A 17,888-nucleotide genomic window follows, 5' to 3' on the forward strand; every position below is an offset into this window, starting at 1 on the left:
GAAAATATGGGAAGGTTGTCAAATGAAGATGTCGAATGAAAATTTTACCAAAAATATTATAATTTTACAGATTTATGTAATATTCTCTCATAACAAGAAAAACCGAAATAATCAGCATGCTAATCATTTCGGCTTTTCTAGTGAATTCTGTTGAAGTTTTTATCTCATTTTACCTAAAGTTAAATCAAACATAATAGACAACATGCCTATGAAAATGGCTGAAAGAATTAGAGCAAACCTATAATGGGTGTGATGAAGCCGTAAAATACTAAACATGACGATATTGAATAGAGTGGACCAGTATAGATTCCAGCCGTTGTGATATGTGATTGACCCTAACTTCACAGAAGCATACTCGAGCACAACAAAGATAGCAACGAAAAGAAAGATGTGCATGGCTTGTTTTGTTTTTGACTTCTTAAAAGGATAATAGGACAAATAGAGAAATACGGACAGAGGCATACCCACAATGACAAGTAAAAGAATGGGCAATGTACGATTAGGAAGACCATTGGGCTCCATTAACCACATAGGATACTCAGAACAAACCACTTCATATATTAAGTTCCCGATCGAAGCAAAGAGGATTGTGGGATAATACTTTGACCAATTCTTCCAATCTCCCCACTTCCACGCTGCCAATATCCATAGAATTGAATATACTAACGCAACCACTATGCCATCGTCTCCTTTACCTCGCTTCTTATTAGGATAGGTTATTTTTGGATTTCAAATACATGATAGGCTTATTGGGAAATATGTCTTCTGACTTAAACATCCTCATGAATGAACAAAAGGCGCAAGCGCCCTGCTTAGCCCCGACAGGCATAAGACGAATCACGCAGTACATCCTCGAAAAGGCTATCGCCTTTTCTTCGTGCGATGTTGATGCTGCCGAAGTGTTACTTGTCCTGATTTCTGGAGTGATTTGGCTTATGACCGAGGTTGTTTTAGCTTTTAAAAACAACCCCGAGGGGCTGGGCGCTGGATCTGGATTATTAGAAAATCGCAGAAAGTTATCCACATTGTTTTATTTAATAATTACCTAGACTAAGAAAAAGCAGGAACTTTTGAGTCCCTGCCCCTTCACTCTTTACCAATGCCTAAGACGATAGATCAAGAATCTCTCATTGGAGTTATGCTCATACTTGCCCTTGAGTTTAACTTCCTGAATCATTTCAAAAGCAGTTTGGTTTTCTAAAAAGTAGATATAATCTTCTGATGGATAATATAAAATAAGATCAACTTCGCGCTCCATTATTTCAACCGATAACAATATCCGATTCACTACTTGGATAAACACCTGCAAGGAGAATGGGTTAAAAAAATAGAAACGATTGTCATTTGGCTTGATTTCATAATCTTGGGCCATGCAACATTGAAAGTGAATCTTTTCTGACCCATTCTTATATTTTTTTATATAATCTCCGCGATTTTCCATTGCATCTTGATAGAAAATTTCGTCCATTTCGATACCCACCACATCGACATTAAACAAATGATAAATGTAAAAGTTCAAGCGCCCTTTTCCACATCCGAAATCCACCACTCGGTCGCCACTCCTTAATTCGTATGACTGAAAGAGTTGTTCCAGTCCTTGATAGGGTGTCGGTTCATAGCGATGATAGTGCAGAGACTTATGGAATCCTTTTTGATTTCCGACTGTCTTGATATTCAGTAATTGATCGTATTGTTGGTTAGTCATGGTCTCAATCCTTATACTAGTTGCTATTTTTATGGAAGGATAAAATGAACTACTCTTGAGAAAAGTGCATCAAAAAGGCAGTCCCTTTACTCATTTCACTGCTTACTTTTATTTCCCCTCCATGTGCCTCAATAATTTGCTTGGTAATGGCAAGTCCGAGTCCCGACCCCTTCTGTGCTTCGCCTGTATTGGTCCCACGATAGTATCGCTCAAAGAGTTTCTCTAAATCTTTTTCAGGAATTCCCTTTCCGTTATCTTCGATCTTCACTTCCATGCCTTCATGAGAATGAATAATGCTTACCTTTATTTCTACATCAGAGGAATTATGCACAATGGCATTGTAAATAAGATTGGCGAAAGCTCTCTTCATAAGTAATTTATCGCAGAGGAAGCTAACATTTTCAGTGTTAGATTGAAAATCGATAGAAATCTCTTCGTACAAAGGGTGATTTAGTATTTCTATCACACTATCCCTTATAAGTTCAACTAGATTTTCTTGTTTTTTAGCCAAAGGAAAAGACGGGTTCTTCAAACGGTAAGTAAGATTAAGATCTTCGACCAATTCTCCAATGTACTCTGCTTTATTCAAAATGATATGTGTGTAGCGGTTCTTTTCCTGATCGGACAAGTCGTATTCCTTGTCTGAAATAATTTCAGCATAACCTTTAATAGAAGCAAGGGGTGTTTTGAGATCATGCGTAATATTGGTGATCCACTCTTCACGCATATCCTCCATCTCATTTCTTACCCGCTCATTTTCGTTTAAGCTCTGCGATAGTTCATTAAGGTTAGACAAAACAGATTTGTATATACCTTTAGGAGATACTTCTTGACCATATTCTCCTTTGGCAAGCAACTGGATCCCCTTTACAACCTTCAGTATAGGCTTTGCCAGCTGGTTGCTGAATAAATAGCCTACCCCTAGCGAGATAAGGACAAAAATAGCAGCAGCCAATCCAAAGAACTTAAGAAAGTCCTGAAGTAGCGTATCTGGGCTAAAATTAAAGGTGAATTTCGCTACCTTATTTTCAGGAAATCCAACTAAGTAGCTCAAATTTCTGTTTTCTCTTTTTAAAATTCCACCATAGACCGAATACCCTTTAACTCCACCTGTATATTTGTGAAGAAAAATGATTTCACCTGCTGTATAGTGTTTCTGAGCATTTTTAGGTGTGAATCTCCCATAAATCTCTGATCCATCCTCATCGAGCACTTGGATCCACAAACCATTTTCTTCAAGGCTTTTCAAGACGGATTTTTTAATTGCGATTTTATTACCATCCAAAGTAATATCGTCAGCCAAACGGATAGTAAAGGCTTCAGCTCTGCTATGTGGAGAAAAGATTTTTTCGGGATTTTTCGGGCCACTATAGAGCAGGAAGATATTCATAATCATGAATAAGCATAATGAAATGACCATCGTGATAACGAGCAAAGCAAGGAATTGTACGGTTATTTTCCATTTCATGTTGAATGAGACCTTGTCTGTAGTTTATATCCTAAACCCTTGACGGTTAAAATCCACTTGGGCTTGCTTGGATTTTCTTCAAGTTTCTCTCTTAAGTGCCGAATGTGTACCATAATGGTATTGTCATGGCCAATATAATCCTCACCCCATACCGCATCACATATCTTGCTTTTACTGAGAATTTGATTAGGATGTTCGGCTAAATAGACGAGCAACTGGTATTCCTTTGCAGTCAGAATTACAGGTATGCCGGATTTTATTACTTCACCTGCTGTAGTGTCAATGATCACTTCCCCAAAGGCAATCGTAGAATTTTCTCGTTTTTTATACTGGCTCAAATATTCGTTTCTGCGAAATTGAGCTTTTATCCGAAAAGCAATTTCTTTTGGACTAAAGGGTTTTGTCACATAATCATCCCCACCAATCCCTAATCCTAAAAGTTTATCGATATCGTCTGTCTTTGCAGAAAGAAATATAATCGGTATTAGCGTAAACTCTCTCATTTTCTTACACACTTCGTAGCCATCCATATCCGGCAGCATGATATCCAAAACGACGATATCTGGTTTTTCAAGTTCGCATTTGGAGACTGCATCGGCCCCTTTGGACGCACAGACAATTTGATCGAATCCTTCTTTTTTCAAGACTGTCGATAACAATTCCAAGATTTCAGCTTCGTCATCTACCAGTAAGATTTTCTTTCCTGATACAGCTTCATTTTTAAGCATTTCTCAACTTCCTTTTCCAACCAAATAACTACAATATATCTTTCGACTTAAATTGTAGGAATCCTATTAACAAGCAGAAAATAAATGTGACTAGGCAAATCGCATACATAATGGATGCTTTATCCCCCATTGAAAACATATGAGATAGAGAACTCATGATCGGATAGTCCCACGGATAAAAGATCCAGTATTTTTCTGAGTTTGCTACAAACATAGACGGTAAGCTAAGCCCTGCACCAACAGCCAAAGGTATGGCCACATGCTGAAAGCGATAGCTTATATAAAAAATAACCCCTATCATAGGTAAACTCGCTACATAAATGAGGAAAGTTTTTTTGAGGATCCATATCAAGGAATAATCGATCCCTAAATTTATGGCTGCTAGAATCATTACAACCAATAAAACCATCATGCTATAGAAGATGAGCAATAGGGCAATTCCTAGTTTTACCCCGTATACCTGCCCTTTTGAAATCGGCATAGCAAGCAGTTGTTTCCATCCATTGTTGCTATGCTCGATTCTCGCCATCATCGCTATGACGACAGTAATCAGAAGGGGCAAAGCAAGCCAACAATAAAATGATAGACTTCCAGTAATCAAAAATTCTTCAAAAACGTTTGGACCTTTTTGTCCATTCGCAAAAGTCCATCCTTGGAAAATGGCGAACAACGGAAGGATTGTCGCCATCCATATGATTTTCGTTCTCTTTAACTTAAGCCACTCGGAATAAAATAAAGTGTACATCAGCGTTCCCCCTATAAAATATCCTTTTCCTTAAAATTCCAGACACCGAAAACCAAACCAAGTATTGCGAACAGCAAGGATGTGAGCACCACTTGCAAATTTATATGTCCTTTGACGCTATCCACAAGGGTGACGAGACTGTATGGAAAATACTTCGCAAACTGAGAAGATAGGATAACCGAAATAATCAACCCCATAAATGCGATAACAACTGGCACGATAGGGTTGAGCAAATAAGAACTTAGCCAATTTTGAATGGAAGCCACACCCATTATGACAATCGTCTGATAGAAGATGTATTCTCCATAAACCCTCCAGTCAATCGCTTCCGGGAAACCAATGATTTTCCCGACCACAACTAGACCAGCTGTATTAAGGGCAACAAGGAGAAAACTAAAGAAAAAACCCATTAAGAACTTACTCAAAAATGCATTTTCCTTTTTAATAGGAAGACTTAAATACTGCTTCCATGAATTCTGGTTTATCTCCATCTGATAAATGAGCGTATAGATGATGCCAACAAAAAGGGGAAGAAATACACCCCAGCCAAGAACATGATGATTTTCCATGAGTAGCATTTCCCAAGAATTGATTCCTTCTTCTTTTGCTCTAAACAATAGATAGTCCGCATAACGAATTTTCATATCCAAGTACATGGCAAGTGTTGTACCTGATGGGATAATAAGTAGAAACAGCCACAACAATCCTCGTTTTTGTTTATACCACTCTGTTTTTAGTAGTGAGATCAATTCCATTCCCTATGCCCCCTTCCCCGTCATTTGCAGGAAAATGTCTTCGAGCGTACTTTTTTCCATGATGATTTGATTCACATCAAAACCTTCCATGACCAATTTCCGATTAATCTCTGCCGATGAATGATCGACTGGTTTTTTTAATAACAAGTGGTCTTGACTTACAGTGACTCCGTAGCCTAAATCTGATAAGTAATGAAAGGCTTTTTCTTTCTCGGAGACATCCAACTTAATTTCTTCCACCTGCCTATTTTGCAGTTGGGCAAGACTACCTTGAAACATTAACTTCCCTTTATTGATGATGCCAACATGCGTGGCGATATGTTCAATCTCCGTTAAAATATGGCTTGAAATGAGCACTGTCATCCCAAAATGCTCTGGCAAACTCTTTATCAAACTTCTAATCTCCAAAATCCCGGCGGGATCTAGACCATTCGTCGGTTCATCCAAAATCAATAGCTCAGGCTTTCCAAGTAGTGCCTGAGCTATTCCAAGCCTCTGCTTCATACCAAGTGAGAATTTTTTCACAGCTTTATTTTTCACATCGTTCAGGCGAACGATATCTAGGACGCGGGCAATCTCCTTTTTATCTGCTTTTAAAATTTTGCGAGTGATTTCAAGATTTTCATAGGCAGTCAAATGGCCATAATAGGAGGGTGATTCGACCATTGAACCCACTTTTTTCAAGATTGCTAGCCGCTCTTTTCTGATATCCTTGCCAAACACCTCAACTCTCCCTGATGTCGGCTGAATTAATCCAAGCAACATCCTGATCGTCGTCGACTTACCTGCACCATTCGGTCCAAGAAATCCATATATCCCTCCTTTAGGTACTTGCAAATTTACATGGTCTACCGCCAAAAAGCTTCCGAATCTTTTTTCAACTTCTTTTGTTTCAATCACATATTGGTTCATCATAAACCTCCGTCATCATTTATAATTGAAGTATACGCAAGCAACCTTAACTCACTTTTTTCCGAACCTTATGTTTACCTTAATTTTCGGAAGGGAGAATCTTTATGTATTTGGAGGCAGTAAGATGATGGATTCTCGCTTACAAAAACTCGCTCAAACTGTTGTACATTATTCCATTTCTGTTCAACCTGGGGAAAGGGTTTTGATACAAGCACTTGATATTAATAATTTTGATATTCTAACTCCGTTTATAGACGAAATATATAATGCTGGCGGACAAGTATTTTTCGAGTTGAGTGATTACGCCACGAACCGCAAAATGATGCTAAGAGGCTCAGAAGATCAATTCAAACTTGATGCTAAAATAAAACTCGCGAGAATGAGGGAAATGGACGCCGTCATCGCCCTTCTAGGCGAGGATAATGTTTCTGAGTATGCAGATGTCCCTAGCGAGAAAAGAAATATTTTCTGAGAAGCATACAAGCCCGTTAGTGATGAACAATTGAAGAAAAAGTGGATCGTCTTAAATTGTCCAACAAAGGGTTATGCCCAACTTGCCGGCATGAGTACGGAGGCTTATACAGAGTTTCTATACGAGACATGTACAATGGATTACAGCAAAATGTCAAAAGCGATGGATGCCCTTGTCGATCTCATGAATAAAACCGACAAGGTCAGAATCGCCGCACTGAACACGGACCTTTCTTTTTCGATAAAAGGAATTCCTGCCATTAAGTGTGACGGAAAAATCAACCTTCCTGACGGTGAAGTGTTCACCGCACCTATCAAGAATTCAGTAAATGGGAAAATCACCTTTAACACAAAATCAATTTATACCGGACAAACTTTCCAAGATATCGAATTTAATTTTGAAAACGGGAAAATCATTGATTGTAAGAGTGATAACAACAAGAGGTTGATAGAGCTGCTGGATACGGACGAAGGCGCAAGATATATTGGGGAATTTGCGATTGGCGTCAATCCTTTCATCAACAAGATCATGAATGATGTCGGCTTTGATGAAAAGATAAACGGCAGCATTCACTTTGCACTTGGCGAGGCATACGAAGTCGCTGATAATGGCAATAAATCGTCTATCCATTGGGATATCGTATTGATGTTGAAAGAAGAATTTGGCGGTGGAGAAATCTATTTTGATGATGTTTTGATTAGCAAGGATGGTAGATTTGTCCTCCAAGAATTATCAGGGCTGAATCCTGAGAATTTAAAGTAATGAACATTTATAACCCGCTTGATTATTTCAAGCGGGTTGGTATGCTGCTGAATCTATATAATGCCTAATAACTCTCTATTAAACTTCTCCATTTCATCGTAAAACAATCCGTGTCCACTCTGTTCAAAAGGAATAAGTTTGGAATACATAATTCTCTTCCTCATTTCTAGAGCAAATTCATATGGACATATTTTATCTTTTTTGCCATGTAATATATAGGTTTCTCTTATGATGGTTTGTAAGTCGTTCCGTAAATCCTCATCCCTCAATGATTTAGCTGTTTGGATCGTCCCGTGTCCCGATGCTTCTAACCCCAACTGATTGAACCAACCTCTGAATTCATCACTGACCTTAGTCGCAAAAAAGTCTTTTCCGAAATTATCCAGTGCTTTTGGCCGATCTTGATAAAGCGAATTTATTAAACGATTAATATCCTCTACTGGCATCCCAAAAGGATAATCAGTTCTTTGTGAAAAAGACGGCGCCGCTGCTCCGGCAAGAATCAGCTTGTTCACTTTATATCCCATGTACCTGCTCATATACTTAATCGCAATAGCACCGCCCATCGAAAAACCAAGAAGGGTAAAACTTTGCAATCCCAACGCGTCCACAATCGCTTTAATATCGTCTGCCATATGACGGTAGGAATAACCCTTGAACGGCCGATCGGATTTTCCAAACCCTCTGAGATCTGGAGCAATTACTCTAATCCCATATGAAGGAAGAATATTGAGTTGATACTCATACATTTTATGGTTAATCGGCCACCCATGAAGCATCAGGACCGGTTTTCCTTTTCCGATATCTTCAACAAACAAGCGGACGTTATTCTTCCCCCTCACATAATATCCCATCTAAATCACTCTCCCTCTTCCCATCATATGCGGTCATTTTTGCATCATGAGTGTTCGGTAGGAAGAGTTTGCGCACTCATGTCCTATTTAATCTGCTTGTAGAACAAGCAAAGTAGAAATTAATTGGCAACTGGACGAAATGATCTCTGAATTGGTAGAGATTATTTTTAGGTTGGACGAATTTGTTTCTAAATTAGTAGAGAATAATGAATACATAGACGAAATCCTTTAAAATCCTAAAATTAAAACGCTTGCATTTTTAAAAATACGAATTATAATACTTGTATACAAGTATACTTGATTAATAAGCAGGTGAAATCATGCCGAATAAAAAGGAATTCCTATATCCTCAAAAATGGCTTACAAAAGCATCGACAGGTGACCGTGTAACATCCGAACTTAGAATGCAAATTATTTCGGGACTGATTGAAAGCGGTACCAAGTTGTCTGAAAATCAATTAGCTGCAGAATTCGATGTGAGTCGTTCACCAATCCGTGAAGCTTTAAAAACACTAGCATCTGAGAATATGATTCGACTAGAAAGAATGGGCGCAGTTGTTATTGGTTTAACAGAGAAAGAAATAGAAGAAATTTATGATGTTCGTTTACTTATAGAGACATTTGTATTTGAACGACTTGTAAAATTAGATACCTCAGATTTAGTACGAGAACTAAGTAAAATCCTTGAAATGATGAAGGTCGCTATAAAATATAAGGATGCAGATGAATTTTCATATCAGGATGTCCTATTCCATGAAACCATCATTCGTGCGATCAATCATTCATACATCATGATGATATGGAATAATGCAAAACCTGTTATGGAAGCCTTTATCCTTTTATCAATGCGCGTTCGCTTCGAGGAGAAATACGAAGACTTTGAACGTATAATCAACAACCACGAACTTTATATTGAAGCAATCAAAACAAAGAATAGAGACCTCATGATTCAATCTTTACATCAAAATTTTGATGATGTTCAAGGTAAAGTAGATGACCTTTGGATGTCGCAACAAATGCTATCTAAAGGAGTAGAGCAAGAAAATGACTAGCTATATGTTAGGGATAGACATTGGTACGACAAGTACGAAAGCTGTTTTATTTAGTGAAAAAGGTGAAGTCATCCAACAAGAGAATATTGGCTACCCGCTTTATACGCCAGATATTTCAACGGCAGAACAGGACCCGGAAGAGATATATTTTGCCGTCATAACTGCTATTTCTAAAATAACAAAGCAACATTCTAGTATGAATATTGCTTTTATCTCATTTAGCAGCGCCATGCATAGTGTGATTGCCATGGATGAAAACGATCAGCCCCTGACGCCATGCATCACTTGGGCAGATAACAGAAGCGAAGCTTGGGCCCGTAAGATAAAAAACGAATTGAATGGCCATGAAATTTACAAAAGAACGGGAACGCCAATTCATCCAATGTCGCCACTTAGCAAAATTGCATGGATCGTAAATGATCGTCCTGAAATTGCTTCAAAAGCGAAAAAATATATCGGAATTAAAGAATATATCTTTAAAAAGTTCTTTGATCAATATGTAGTGGATCATTCCCTCGCTTCTGCGATGGGCATGATGAATCTCAAAAACTTGGATTGGGATGAAGAAGCTTTATCGATTGCGGGCATTACAGGTGATCAATTATCAAAGCTCGTTCCAACAACAGAGATATTCACAAACTGTAATCCTGAAATAGCTAAACAGATTGGAATTCACCCACAAACTCCCTTCGTTATTGGTGCAAGTGATGGAGTACTTTCTAATCTAGGTGTTAATGCCATTGGAAAAGGCGAAATTGCTGTCACGATTGGGACAAGTGGTGCTATTCGAACCATCATTGACAAACCACAAACAGACGAAAAAGGCCGAATCTTTTGCTACGCTTTAACGGAAAAGCATTGGGTAATCGGTGGACCTGTCAATAATGGCGGAATGGTCCTTCGCTGGATCAGGGATGAACTTGCAGCATCTGAAGTAGAAACCGCCAAAAGACTAGGAATTGATCCATACGATGTATTGACCAAGATTGCTGAACGCGTAAGACCGGGCTCTGATGGTTTATTATTCCATCCATTCCTTGCAGGTGAAAGGGCACCATTATGGAACCCTGATGTACGTGGTTCATTTTTCGGGCTAACGATGTCTCACAAAAAAGAACACATGATTCGAGCCGCTTTAGAAGGCGTCATTTTCAACTTATATACGGTATTTTTAGCGCTAGTCGAATGCATGGAAGGTCCGGTAGCAAGAATTCAAGCTACTGGAGGTTTCGCAAGGTCAGATGTTTGGCGACAAATGATGTCCGATATCTTCGACCTCGAAGTGGTAGTGCCCGAAAGCTACGAAAGTTCGTGTTTGGGGGCTTGTATACTAGGCCTTTATGCAACAGGTAAAATTGACTCTTTCGAGGTCGTTTCTGAAATGATTGGAAGCACTCACAAACATACACCTAAGGAAGATGCTGCAAAAGAGTATAGACAACTAGTGCCTATCTTCATCAATTTGGCTAGAGCATTAGAAAACGAATATGCACAAATTGCAAACTATCAAAGAAGCTTAATAAAGTGAAGCTAGAATTGGTGGGGATTTTCTTTATCCCCGCTCATGCTTCTTGGAACTAATCTGGCAAGCTTTGATTCAATTAAATCTACGAATTTTTAAAAAGTAGTTTTGTAAGGGTTTTCTTCCCTTTATGGGATATATAAATAAAAAAATTATTAGGGGGAATTACAATGCCATTGGTTATTGTAGCAATTGGTATCTTAGCGTTACTTCTGTTAATCATGGGCTTCAAGTTAAACACGTTTATTTCATTAATCATTGTCTCTTTTGGTGTTGCATTAGCACTTGGAATGCCATTAGGTGACATTGTGAAAACAATTGAAGCTGGTTTGGGCGGGACACTTGGTCACTTAGCATTAATTTTCGGGCTTGGTGCGATGTTAGGTAAATTAATAGCAGATTCAGGGGGCGCTCAACGTATTGCGATGACCCTCGTTAATAAATTCGGAGAAAAGAATATTCAGTGGGCTGTGGTTGTCGCTTCTTTCATCATTGGTGTTGCTTTATTCTTCGAGGTAGGATTAGTACTATTAATTCCAATCGTATTTGCGATTTCAAAAGAATTGAAGGTTAGTATTTTATATCTTGGTATTCCTATGGCAGCAGCTTTATCTGTTACACACGGTTTTTTACCGCCTCATCCAGGACCAACAGTCATTGCTGGTGAATATGGTGCGGATCTAGGTGAAGTATTACTTTACGGCTTTATCATAGCTATTCCTACTGTTTTACTTGCTGGACCTGTTTTCACAAAACTTGCTAAAAAACTAGTTCCAGAATCATTTACAAAAACAGGTAATATCGCTTCACTAGGCGAACAGAAATCATTCAAGCTTGAAGAAACACCTGGTTTTGGAATTAGTGTTTTTACCGCATTACTACCTGTTATTTTAATGTCAATTGCAACGATTATTAACTTGTTGCAAAAAACGATGGGATTTGAAGATAATAGTTTACTAGCTGCGATCCGTTTCATAGGGGAAGCTGGTACTGCTATGCTAATTTCACTATTGGTAGCAGTCTACACAATGGGCTTGGCACGTAAAATTCCAATTAAGACGGTTATGGATTCTTGTACAACAGCCATTACTCATATTGGTATGATGCTCTTAATCATTGGTGGAGGCGGTGCTTTCAAGCAAGTATTGATTGATGGCGGTGTAGGTACCTACGTAGCTGAACTATTCAAAGGAACTTCTTTATCTCCAATCTTGCTTGCTTGGATTATCGCAGCTATCCTACGAATCTCATTAGGATCTGCAACGGTTTCAGCATTAACCACTGCTGGTTTAGTCATTCCGATGCTAGGTCAAACTGACGTAAACCTTGCACTCGTGGTACTGGCAACTGGAGCTGGTAGCTTAATCGCATCCCACGTGAACGATGCAGGTTTCTGGATGTTTAAAGAGTACTTTGGTTTAAGCATGAAAGAAACTTTCGCAACATGGACATTGTTAGAAACAATCATCTCTGTAGCTGGATTAGGATTTATACTATTGCTAAGCTTGTTCGTATAATAAAAATGGTCAGCCCCCCTATAAGGGACTGACCATTTTTCATGTCTACTATTTATAAAAAACTACAGCTTTTCTCAACTCCAGCTCCCTCATGCCATGTGTTTCAGCTTCATATTAAAAGTATTTTTCGAGCATGAATGTCAAAAGCACAATAGTAAAACTACCTAATTACCATTATCCGGACCATAACGAACAAAAGGCGCAAACGCCCTGTTTAGCCCCTCGGGGTTGTTTCGGCATTAGGAAACAACCCCGAGGGGCTGGGCGCTAGAGCTGGATTATTAGAAAATCGTAGAAAGTTATCCACATTAATTTATTTTGTAATTTCCTAGACCAAAAAAAGACGTACAGACTGATTTTCTGTACGCCTCATTATTATACTTCTCCCTTTAAACGATTGGCTGATGCTTCTTTTTTCATCAAAGGCAACAGTACTACAATTCCAACCAGCAGCAAAAGAGCAGAAGCTTCATACATATACACAATAGATAGATGAGATTTTAGCCACCCGGACGCTGACATGGTGATGACCATTGCTCCCATGAATACCGGGTTTAAAATGCCATTAACTCTTCCGATGAAAGCCTCTTCTGTGTTTTGCAGGATCATAGTATTGATTCCAATGTGAATGCAAGGCATAAACAAGCCTGAGAAAAATTGTGCTGTCAAGGTCAGCCAGAAGGCTGTTGACATTCCCATTCCGACAAATCCAATCGCGCTTGCTGTCAAGCCAATCGCCAGAAGCAGTTGCGGCGGCACCTTTCTAGATATACCTACTGTAATACCACCGCCGAGAATCATGCCGACTCCGAATGCAGCCATCAACCATTGTAAATCTTCCTTAGGAAGTCCAAGTCTCTCTGTAATCAAAAATACACCAAGGGGCTGCGTCAATCCAATTGCGAGCCCTGCTGCAGCAAACGTACCACCCAGCAATGTTAGGTGCTTGCTGTTCAGTACGTAGCGGAAGCCATCCTTCATTTCCTGCATCAAGGATGTTTCACGCTTCTCTTGCACCGTTTTTGGGTCTGCAGGAAGCATCAGCAAGACAGCTGCCGAGCAGAGAAACGCAATGCCCATGACAGCTACAGCAGCCATGATGCCAAATTGCTCGTAGACAAAGGTTCCAATAATCGGACCCAGGATCATAAATAGTGCAAAAACAGTTTGGTACATAGACATGCCCATCTGGACAAGCTCAGCGGGTACATAAAGCTTAAAAAGCTTCATCCCTGCCGGCTGTGAAAACTGTGAAAGGATCGACGACACTAGCGTCGCAAAAAAAATCACCTTCCAGCTTCCAAAAAATAATGTAAGAAGTACAACAAACACAGATACCGCACTTAACAGATCACACCAGATCATCGTCTTCTTCGGCAGCCACCTGTCGGCAAACGTACCACCTATAAAAGAAAACAGGAAGATCGGAGCGAATTCGGCTACTGAAATCATCGAAACCGCTACCGGATTCTCATTTGTTTTTTCAATTACATATAAAAGAATTGAATAGTTCCGTACCCAAATCCCAATCTGAAGAAATAACACGGACAGCAAAATCGTCCTGATTACCTGATTCTGAAACATTGCCCCCATGCCTAATTTTTGTTCATTCGTTATTTCTGACATAAAAAAACCTCCTATTCCATTTCTGGACAGGAAGCTTCATCTTGATAACAAAAGTACAGAACATCCCCTGCTAAAGGTAACTCCATCATTAAAATTTTGTTCTCAAAAGGAAAGACTAATCCAATCCAGAAAATGCTCGTATCAAATTCATTTTACGAATGATTTTCTCAATAAGGATTATTTGATCATCGCCCTTTGGTCACCCTTCCGTAAATTAGTATCCTAATACTACATGATAATAAAATTTTAATCAATAACATACGGGGTATTAAAACACAGCGACAGTTCTTGTGCTCCCAAAAGGAACACGGGAGGGCCCCATGCTCCTAATTTGATAATTGGAAATCAATCTTATTCCTGCAAAAAAGTTACTGTTTGGCAATCTACATTTTATAAATAATTCCAAAATTTGTTATCAAACTGACATCAAAGTGATATCATAATAGTATCAATAATAATTGGAGGGAATGGGATGAAAGAAAAAGTGGTGTTTAAGATGAATGGTTTCGCTGGTGTTGGCTTGCTGATTATTTTTCTTGCTGGTACAGCTTATTTTCTGACCCAGTTCAGCAGTGAAGGAAATCCTGCCATGTTGGTAATTGGGGGGTTGCTAGGTATATTATCTTTCCTGTTGCTTTCTGGTTTTACTGTAATCCAGCCCAATCAAGCAAAAGTGTTGACGCTTTTCGGCAGTTATCTTGGCGTAATCAGACAAGAAGGATTTTGGCTCTCCGTACCTATGACGGTTAAGAAAACAGTTTCACTCAGGGTCATTAACTTTAACAGTGATAAACTGAAGGTCAATGATCTAGAAGGAAATCCAATAGAAATCGCAGCGGTTGTAGTATATAGAGTCTTTGATTCTGCAAAGGCAGTTTTTGATGTAGAGGATTATAAGAGATTTGTCCACACTCAGAGCGAAACGGGACTTAGACATATTGCCAGCCAGTACCCTTATGATAATTTCAACAATGATTATGAAATTTCGCTTCGTCAGCACTCAGATGAGATTGGTGAAGAACTAACGAAGGATTTGCAAGCAAGACTTAAAGTCGCTGGTGTCGAGATTATCGAAGCACGTATTATGCATCTCGCTTATGCGAGCGAAATAGCGTCCTCCATGCTCCAAAGACAACAGGCAAAAGCAGTTCTTGCTGCACGTAAAGTGATTGTAGACGGTGCGGTAGGCATGGTGAAATCAGCTATTGAACAGCTTAGCAGTGAAGGTGTCGTTGACCTGGATGAAGAAAAGAAAGCACAAATGGTCAATAATTTAATGGTGGCTTTAGTATCTGAAAAAGGCAATCAGCCTGTCGTCAATACAGGAACGATTTACTAAGGTTGTGATAGTGTGTCAGAAAAGAAAAGATTCCTGCTGCGAATCGACCAAAAGACGTACGAGGCACTTGAAAAGTGGGCGGCAGACGATTTCCGGAGCGTAAACGCCCAGATTGAGCTTCTATTGAAAAAAGCACTAAAAGAAAACGGTAGGTTGAAAAAGGAATAACTACGCTTCCAATAAGAAAAGCGCAAGCGCTCTGTTCAGCCCCGACAGGCATAAGACGAAGCGCGCAGTCATCCTCGAAAAAGCTACCGCTTTTTCTTCGTGCGATGTTAATGCTGCCGAAGCGTTCCTTGTCCTGATTTCTGAAGCGATTTGGCTTATGACCAAGGTTGTTTCGGCTTTAGGAAACAACCCCGAGGGGCTGGGCGCTGAAGCTAGACAGTTATCTTCGATAAATTTTAATCTTTCTTATCTAGAAACAAAAACAGGCTACTTAAATAAGCAGCCTGTTTTGTATTGGGACATCCAAAATCACGATACTTTCTGTTTTAGCTCCCCAAATTCAACCAATCATTCATAACAGAATCCAATTCGTCACTTAAGCCAAGTTTCCTTCCATAGAGCTTATTAAGCTCCTCATGATCCATTTGATTAGCTGCCATAGCTATATCTATCTCTTTTATTGCATTTTCAAGATTTTCAATCCTTGATAATGCCTTTACCTTTGCTGCTTCCTGATTGATCACGTCTGAATTATTTTTTTGTTTCTTTGCTTTTTCAGCTTTTACAATTGGGGCTTTGCTATCCTGTTGGCTCATCTTCTCTTTTTCGATTTTATAATCATCATAATTTCCAGGATAGCTTTTTAATGAATGATCCTCTACAGCGATGATCCTTTCACCAATTTTATTGATAAAATATCGGTCATGGGAGATAAAGAATATCGTACCTTTAAAGTCTTCTAGCGCTTCCTCAAGAGTTTCAATGGAATCGATATCAAGGTGGTTTGTCGGCTCATCGAGTATCAATAAGTTGATATCTTGAAATAGCAGCATCGCTAACTTTAGCCTGATGCGTTCTCCTCCTGACAAATGCTTTACTTTTTTGAAGACACTTCCTTTATAGAACATGAATTTAGAGAGGTATTCCCTCGCTTTCCCCTCCACTATGGAAATATCTTCTCTGAAGCATTGCAGCAACGTATCCTCTTCATTATTAAAAGTAATTTTCTGTGGCAAATAAGCCGCCATTACATTTGCTCCAAGTTCCACCACTCCCTTATCCGGCTGTTCTTCCCCTAAAAGCATCTTTAGGAAGGTGGTTTTACCGCTACCGTTAGGACCAATTAGACCTACTCTTTCACCATAATGAATCATTAAATCTGTATTTTTTAGAATTACTTTATCTTCATAGCTTTTAGAGAGACCGATTGCCTTGATGGTTTCATTTCCGGAACGCCCAGCAGCTTTGAAATCCAGTCTCATGTTTCGTCTTTCAAAAATAGGTTTATCGATCCGAGCCATTTTATCGAGCTTTTTTTGAATACTAGCAGCTCTCCTGAAGAACTTATTGTTATCAGCCCTCATCGCCCAGTCTCTCAGACTCATAACCTGCTTTTCCATGTTATTGACCCTTTTTTGTTGCTCTCTAAAATGCTCATATTGAATTCGCATATTTTCTTCTTTTTGACTAATAAAAGAAGAATAGTTCCCTTTATATGTTATTGATTCCATATCCTCTATCTCCACGACTTTCGAAACTACATTGTCCAGAAAATATCGATCATGGGACACGATAATGACAATCCCTTTATAGTTCTTCAGATATCCTTCAAGCCATTCAATGGACTTCATATCGAGATGATTCGTTGGCTCATCCAATAACAATATGTCTGGATTATGAATTAAGAGCTTTCCGAGTACGACCGTGGTTTTTTCACCACCGCTTAATAAATCAAAATCCTTGTCTAAAAAGCTTTGGGTAAAATTAAGCCCCGTGCAAACCTTGCTTAATTTTTCCTCACGTTCGTATCCGCCCTTTACTTCGAATAATTGAACGAGATCACTGTATTTTTTCAAGGCTTTTTCCAGTGCAGCATCTACTAATATTTTCATTTGCTCCTCTAAATCGCGCATTTGACTCTCGATACTGTCAATTTCTTCAAATGCCATATTTAAAACATCTAGAACCTTTAAACCTTTTGGATACACAGGTGATTGTTCAAGATATGCCTTTGTCGCATTTCTCGGCAAGTGAATCAGACCTTCATCATATCCAGGGCTGGAAGTTTGCGGGTAACCTGGATAGTAATTCATCGGTTCAATTCCCGCAATTAGTTTAAGAATCGTGCTCTTGCCGCTTCCGTTTGCACCAACGATGCCAACCTTCTCTCCCTCATAAGCTTCAAAAGTTATATTGTTAACCACAAGCGTGGCTTCCCTAAATTTCTTAATACCGTTTAGTTTCATTTCTAACATGAAAATTC

The 17,888-nt window shown here is 39.1% G+C and carries 16 protein-coding genes and 1 pseudogene; 7 read left to right on the plus strand and 10 right to left on the minus strand.

Going from position 1 to position 17,888, the window contains the following annotated elements:
* Nucleotides 1-159: 159 nt before the first annotated feature.
* Entirely contained in the window at nucleotides 160-675 is a 516-nt protein-coding gene (locus BMZ31_RS13605; protein ID WP_090832303.1) for a CBO0543 family protein, read from the minus strand.
* 107 nt (nucleotides 676-782) lie between these two features.
* On the opposite strand from BMZ31_RS13605, the gene BMZ31_RS13610 reads away from it, so the two are divergent.
* Nucleotides 783-1,049 carry a hypothetical protein gene (locus tag BMZ31_RS13610; RefSeq protein WP_139206619.1) on the plus strand — a complete coding sequence of 89 codons (267 nt, stop codon included), beginning with the start codon at nucleotides 783-785 and terminating at the stop codon, nucleotides 1,047-1,049.
* A gap of 44 nt (nucleotides 1,050-1,093) precedes the next feature.
* Here the strand turns inward: BMZ31_RS13610 and BMZ31_RS13615 are convergent, their stop codons facing one another.
* The 6 genes from BMZ31_RS13615 to BMZ31_RS13640 are packed head-to-tail and all read right to left on the minus strand — an operon-like array spanning nucleotide 1,094 to nucleotide 6,313.
* Entirely contained in the window at nucleotides 1,094-1,705 is a 612-nt protein-coding gene (locus tag BMZ31_RS13615) for a methyltransferase domain-containing protein (RefSeq protein WP_090832306.1), read from the minus strand.
* Between the two features lie 49 nt (nucleotides 1,706-1,754).
* Entirely contained in the window at nucleotides 1,755-3,173 is a 1,419-nt protein-coding gene (locus BMZ31_RS13620) for a sensor histidine kinase (protein ID WP_090832308.1), read from the minus strand.
* Nucleotides 3,170-3,901 carry a response regulator transcription factor gene (locus tag BMZ31_RS13625; protein WP_090832310.1) on the minus strand — a complete coding sequence of 244 codons (732 nt, stop codon included), beginning with the start codon at nucleotides 3,899-3,901 and terminating at the stop codon, nucleotides 3,170-3,172. The genes BMZ31_RS13620 and BMZ31_RS13625 overlap by 4 nt, the downstream gene beginning before the upstream one ends.
* A gap of 28 nt (nucleotides 3,902-3,929) precedes the next feature.
* Complete coding sequence (locus BMZ31_RS13630; protein ID WP_090832312.1) at nucleotides 3,930-4,646, minus strand: ABC transporter permease; 717 nt, start codon at nucleotides 4,644-4,646, stop codon at nucleotides 3,930-3,932.
* Nucleotides 4,647-4,657: 11 nt separating this feature from the next.
* Nucleotides 4,658-5,401, minus strand: a complete 744-nt coding sequence (locus BMZ31_RS13635; protein WP_090832313.1) for an ABC transporter permease — start codon at nucleotides 5,399-5,401, stop codon at nucleotides 4,658-4,660.
* Between the two features lie 3 nt (nucleotides 5,402-5,404).
* Complete coding sequence (locus tag BMZ31_RS13640; RefSeq protein ID WP_090832315.1) at nucleotides 5,405-6,313, minus strand: ABC transporter ATP-binding protein; 909 nt, start codon at nucleotides 6,311-6,313, stop codon at nucleotides 5,405-5,407.
* Between the two features lie 124 nt (nucleotides 6,314-6,437).
* Here BMZ31_RS13640 and BMZ31_RS13645 point away from each other — a divergent pair.
* Nucleotides 6,438-7,547, plus strand: a pseudogene (locus tag BMZ31_RS13645) (aminopeptidase).
* A gap of 53 nt (nucleotides 7,548-7,600) precedes the next feature.
* Here BMZ31_RS13645 and BMZ31_RS13650 read toward each other — a convergent pair.
* Nucleotides 7,601-8,401 (minus strand): alpha/beta fold hydrolase, encoded by an 801-nt coding sequence (locus BMZ31_RS13650; protein ID WP_090832317.1) that lies wholly within the window; start codon nucleotides 8,399-8,401, stop codon nucleotides 7,601-7,603.
* 320 nt (nucleotides 8,402-8,721) lie between these two features.
* Between BMZ31_RS13650 and BMZ31_RS13655 the strand changes: the two genes are divergently transcribed.
* From BMZ31_RS13655 to BMZ31_RS13665, 3 genes are all read left to right on the plus strand, one after another.
* Entirely contained in the window at nucleotides 8,722-9,453 is a 732-nt protein-coding gene (locus BMZ31_RS13655) for a GntR family transcriptional regulator (RefSeq protein WP_090832319.1), read from the plus strand.
* The gene (gene gntK, locus BMZ31_RS13660) at nucleotides 9,446-10,981 is read left to right on the plus strand and encodes a gluconokinase (protein ID WP_090832321.1); all 1,536 of its coding nucleotides are present in this window, start codon (nucleotides 9,446-9,448) and stop codon (nucleotides 10,979-10,981) included. Before BMZ31_RS13655 ends, gntK begins: the two co-directional genes overlap by 8 nt.
* Nucleotides 10,982-11,145: 164 nt before the next feature.
* Nucleotides 11,146-12,492: a GntP family permease gene (locus tag BMZ31_RS13665; protein ID WP_090832322.1), complete on the plus strand. Its 1,347-nt coding sequence runs from the start codon at nucleotides 11,146-11,148 to the stop codon at nucleotides 12,490-12,492.
* Between the two features lie 375 nt (nucleotides 12,493-12,867).
* On the opposite strand, the gene BMZ31_RS13670 is transcribed toward BMZ31_RS13665, so the two are convergent.
* Nucleotides 12,868-14,118: an MFS transporter gene (locus BMZ31_RS13670; protein ID WP_090832324.1), complete on the minus strand. Its 1,251-nt coding sequence runs from the start codon at nucleotides 14,116-14,118 to the stop codon at nucleotides 12,868-12,870.
* A 472-nt stretch (nucleotides 14,119-14,590) separates the two neighbouring features.
* Here BMZ31_RS13670 and BMZ31_RS13675 point away from each other — a divergent pair, with 472 nt between their 5' ends.
* Both BMZ31_RS13675 and BMZ31_RS20070 read left to right on the plus strand, forming a co-directional pair.
* Nucleotides 14,591-15,457 (plus strand): SPFH domain-containing protein, encoded by an 867-nt coding sequence (locus BMZ31_RS13675; protein ID WP_090832326.1) that lies wholly within the window; start codon nucleotides 14,591-14,593, stop codon nucleotides 15,455-15,457.
* Nucleotides 15,458-15,469: 12 nt separating this feature from the next.
* A complete protein-coding gene (locus BMZ31_RS20070) occupies nucleotides 15,470-15,625 on the plus strand; it encodes a type II toxin-antitoxin system antitoxin (RefSeq protein WP_139205952.1) in 156 nt (51 codons plus the stop codon).
* Nucleotides 15,626-15,951: 326 nt separating this feature from the next.
* Here the strand turns inward: BMZ31_RS20070 and abc-f are convergent, their stop codons facing one another.
* Nucleotides 15,952-17,880: a ribosomal protection-like ABC-F family protein gene (abc-f, locus tag BMZ31_RS13680; protein ID WP_090832328.1), complete on the minus strand. Its 1,929-nt coding sequence runs from the start codon at nucleotides 17,878-17,880 to the stop codon at nucleotides 15,952-15,954.
* Nucleotides 17,881-17,888 lie beyond the last annotated feature (8 nt).

This window comes from Bacillus sp. cl95 (assembly GCF_900115925.1).
Lineage (GTDB): Bacteria > Bacillota > Bacilli > Bacillales > Cytobacillaceae > Neobacillus_A.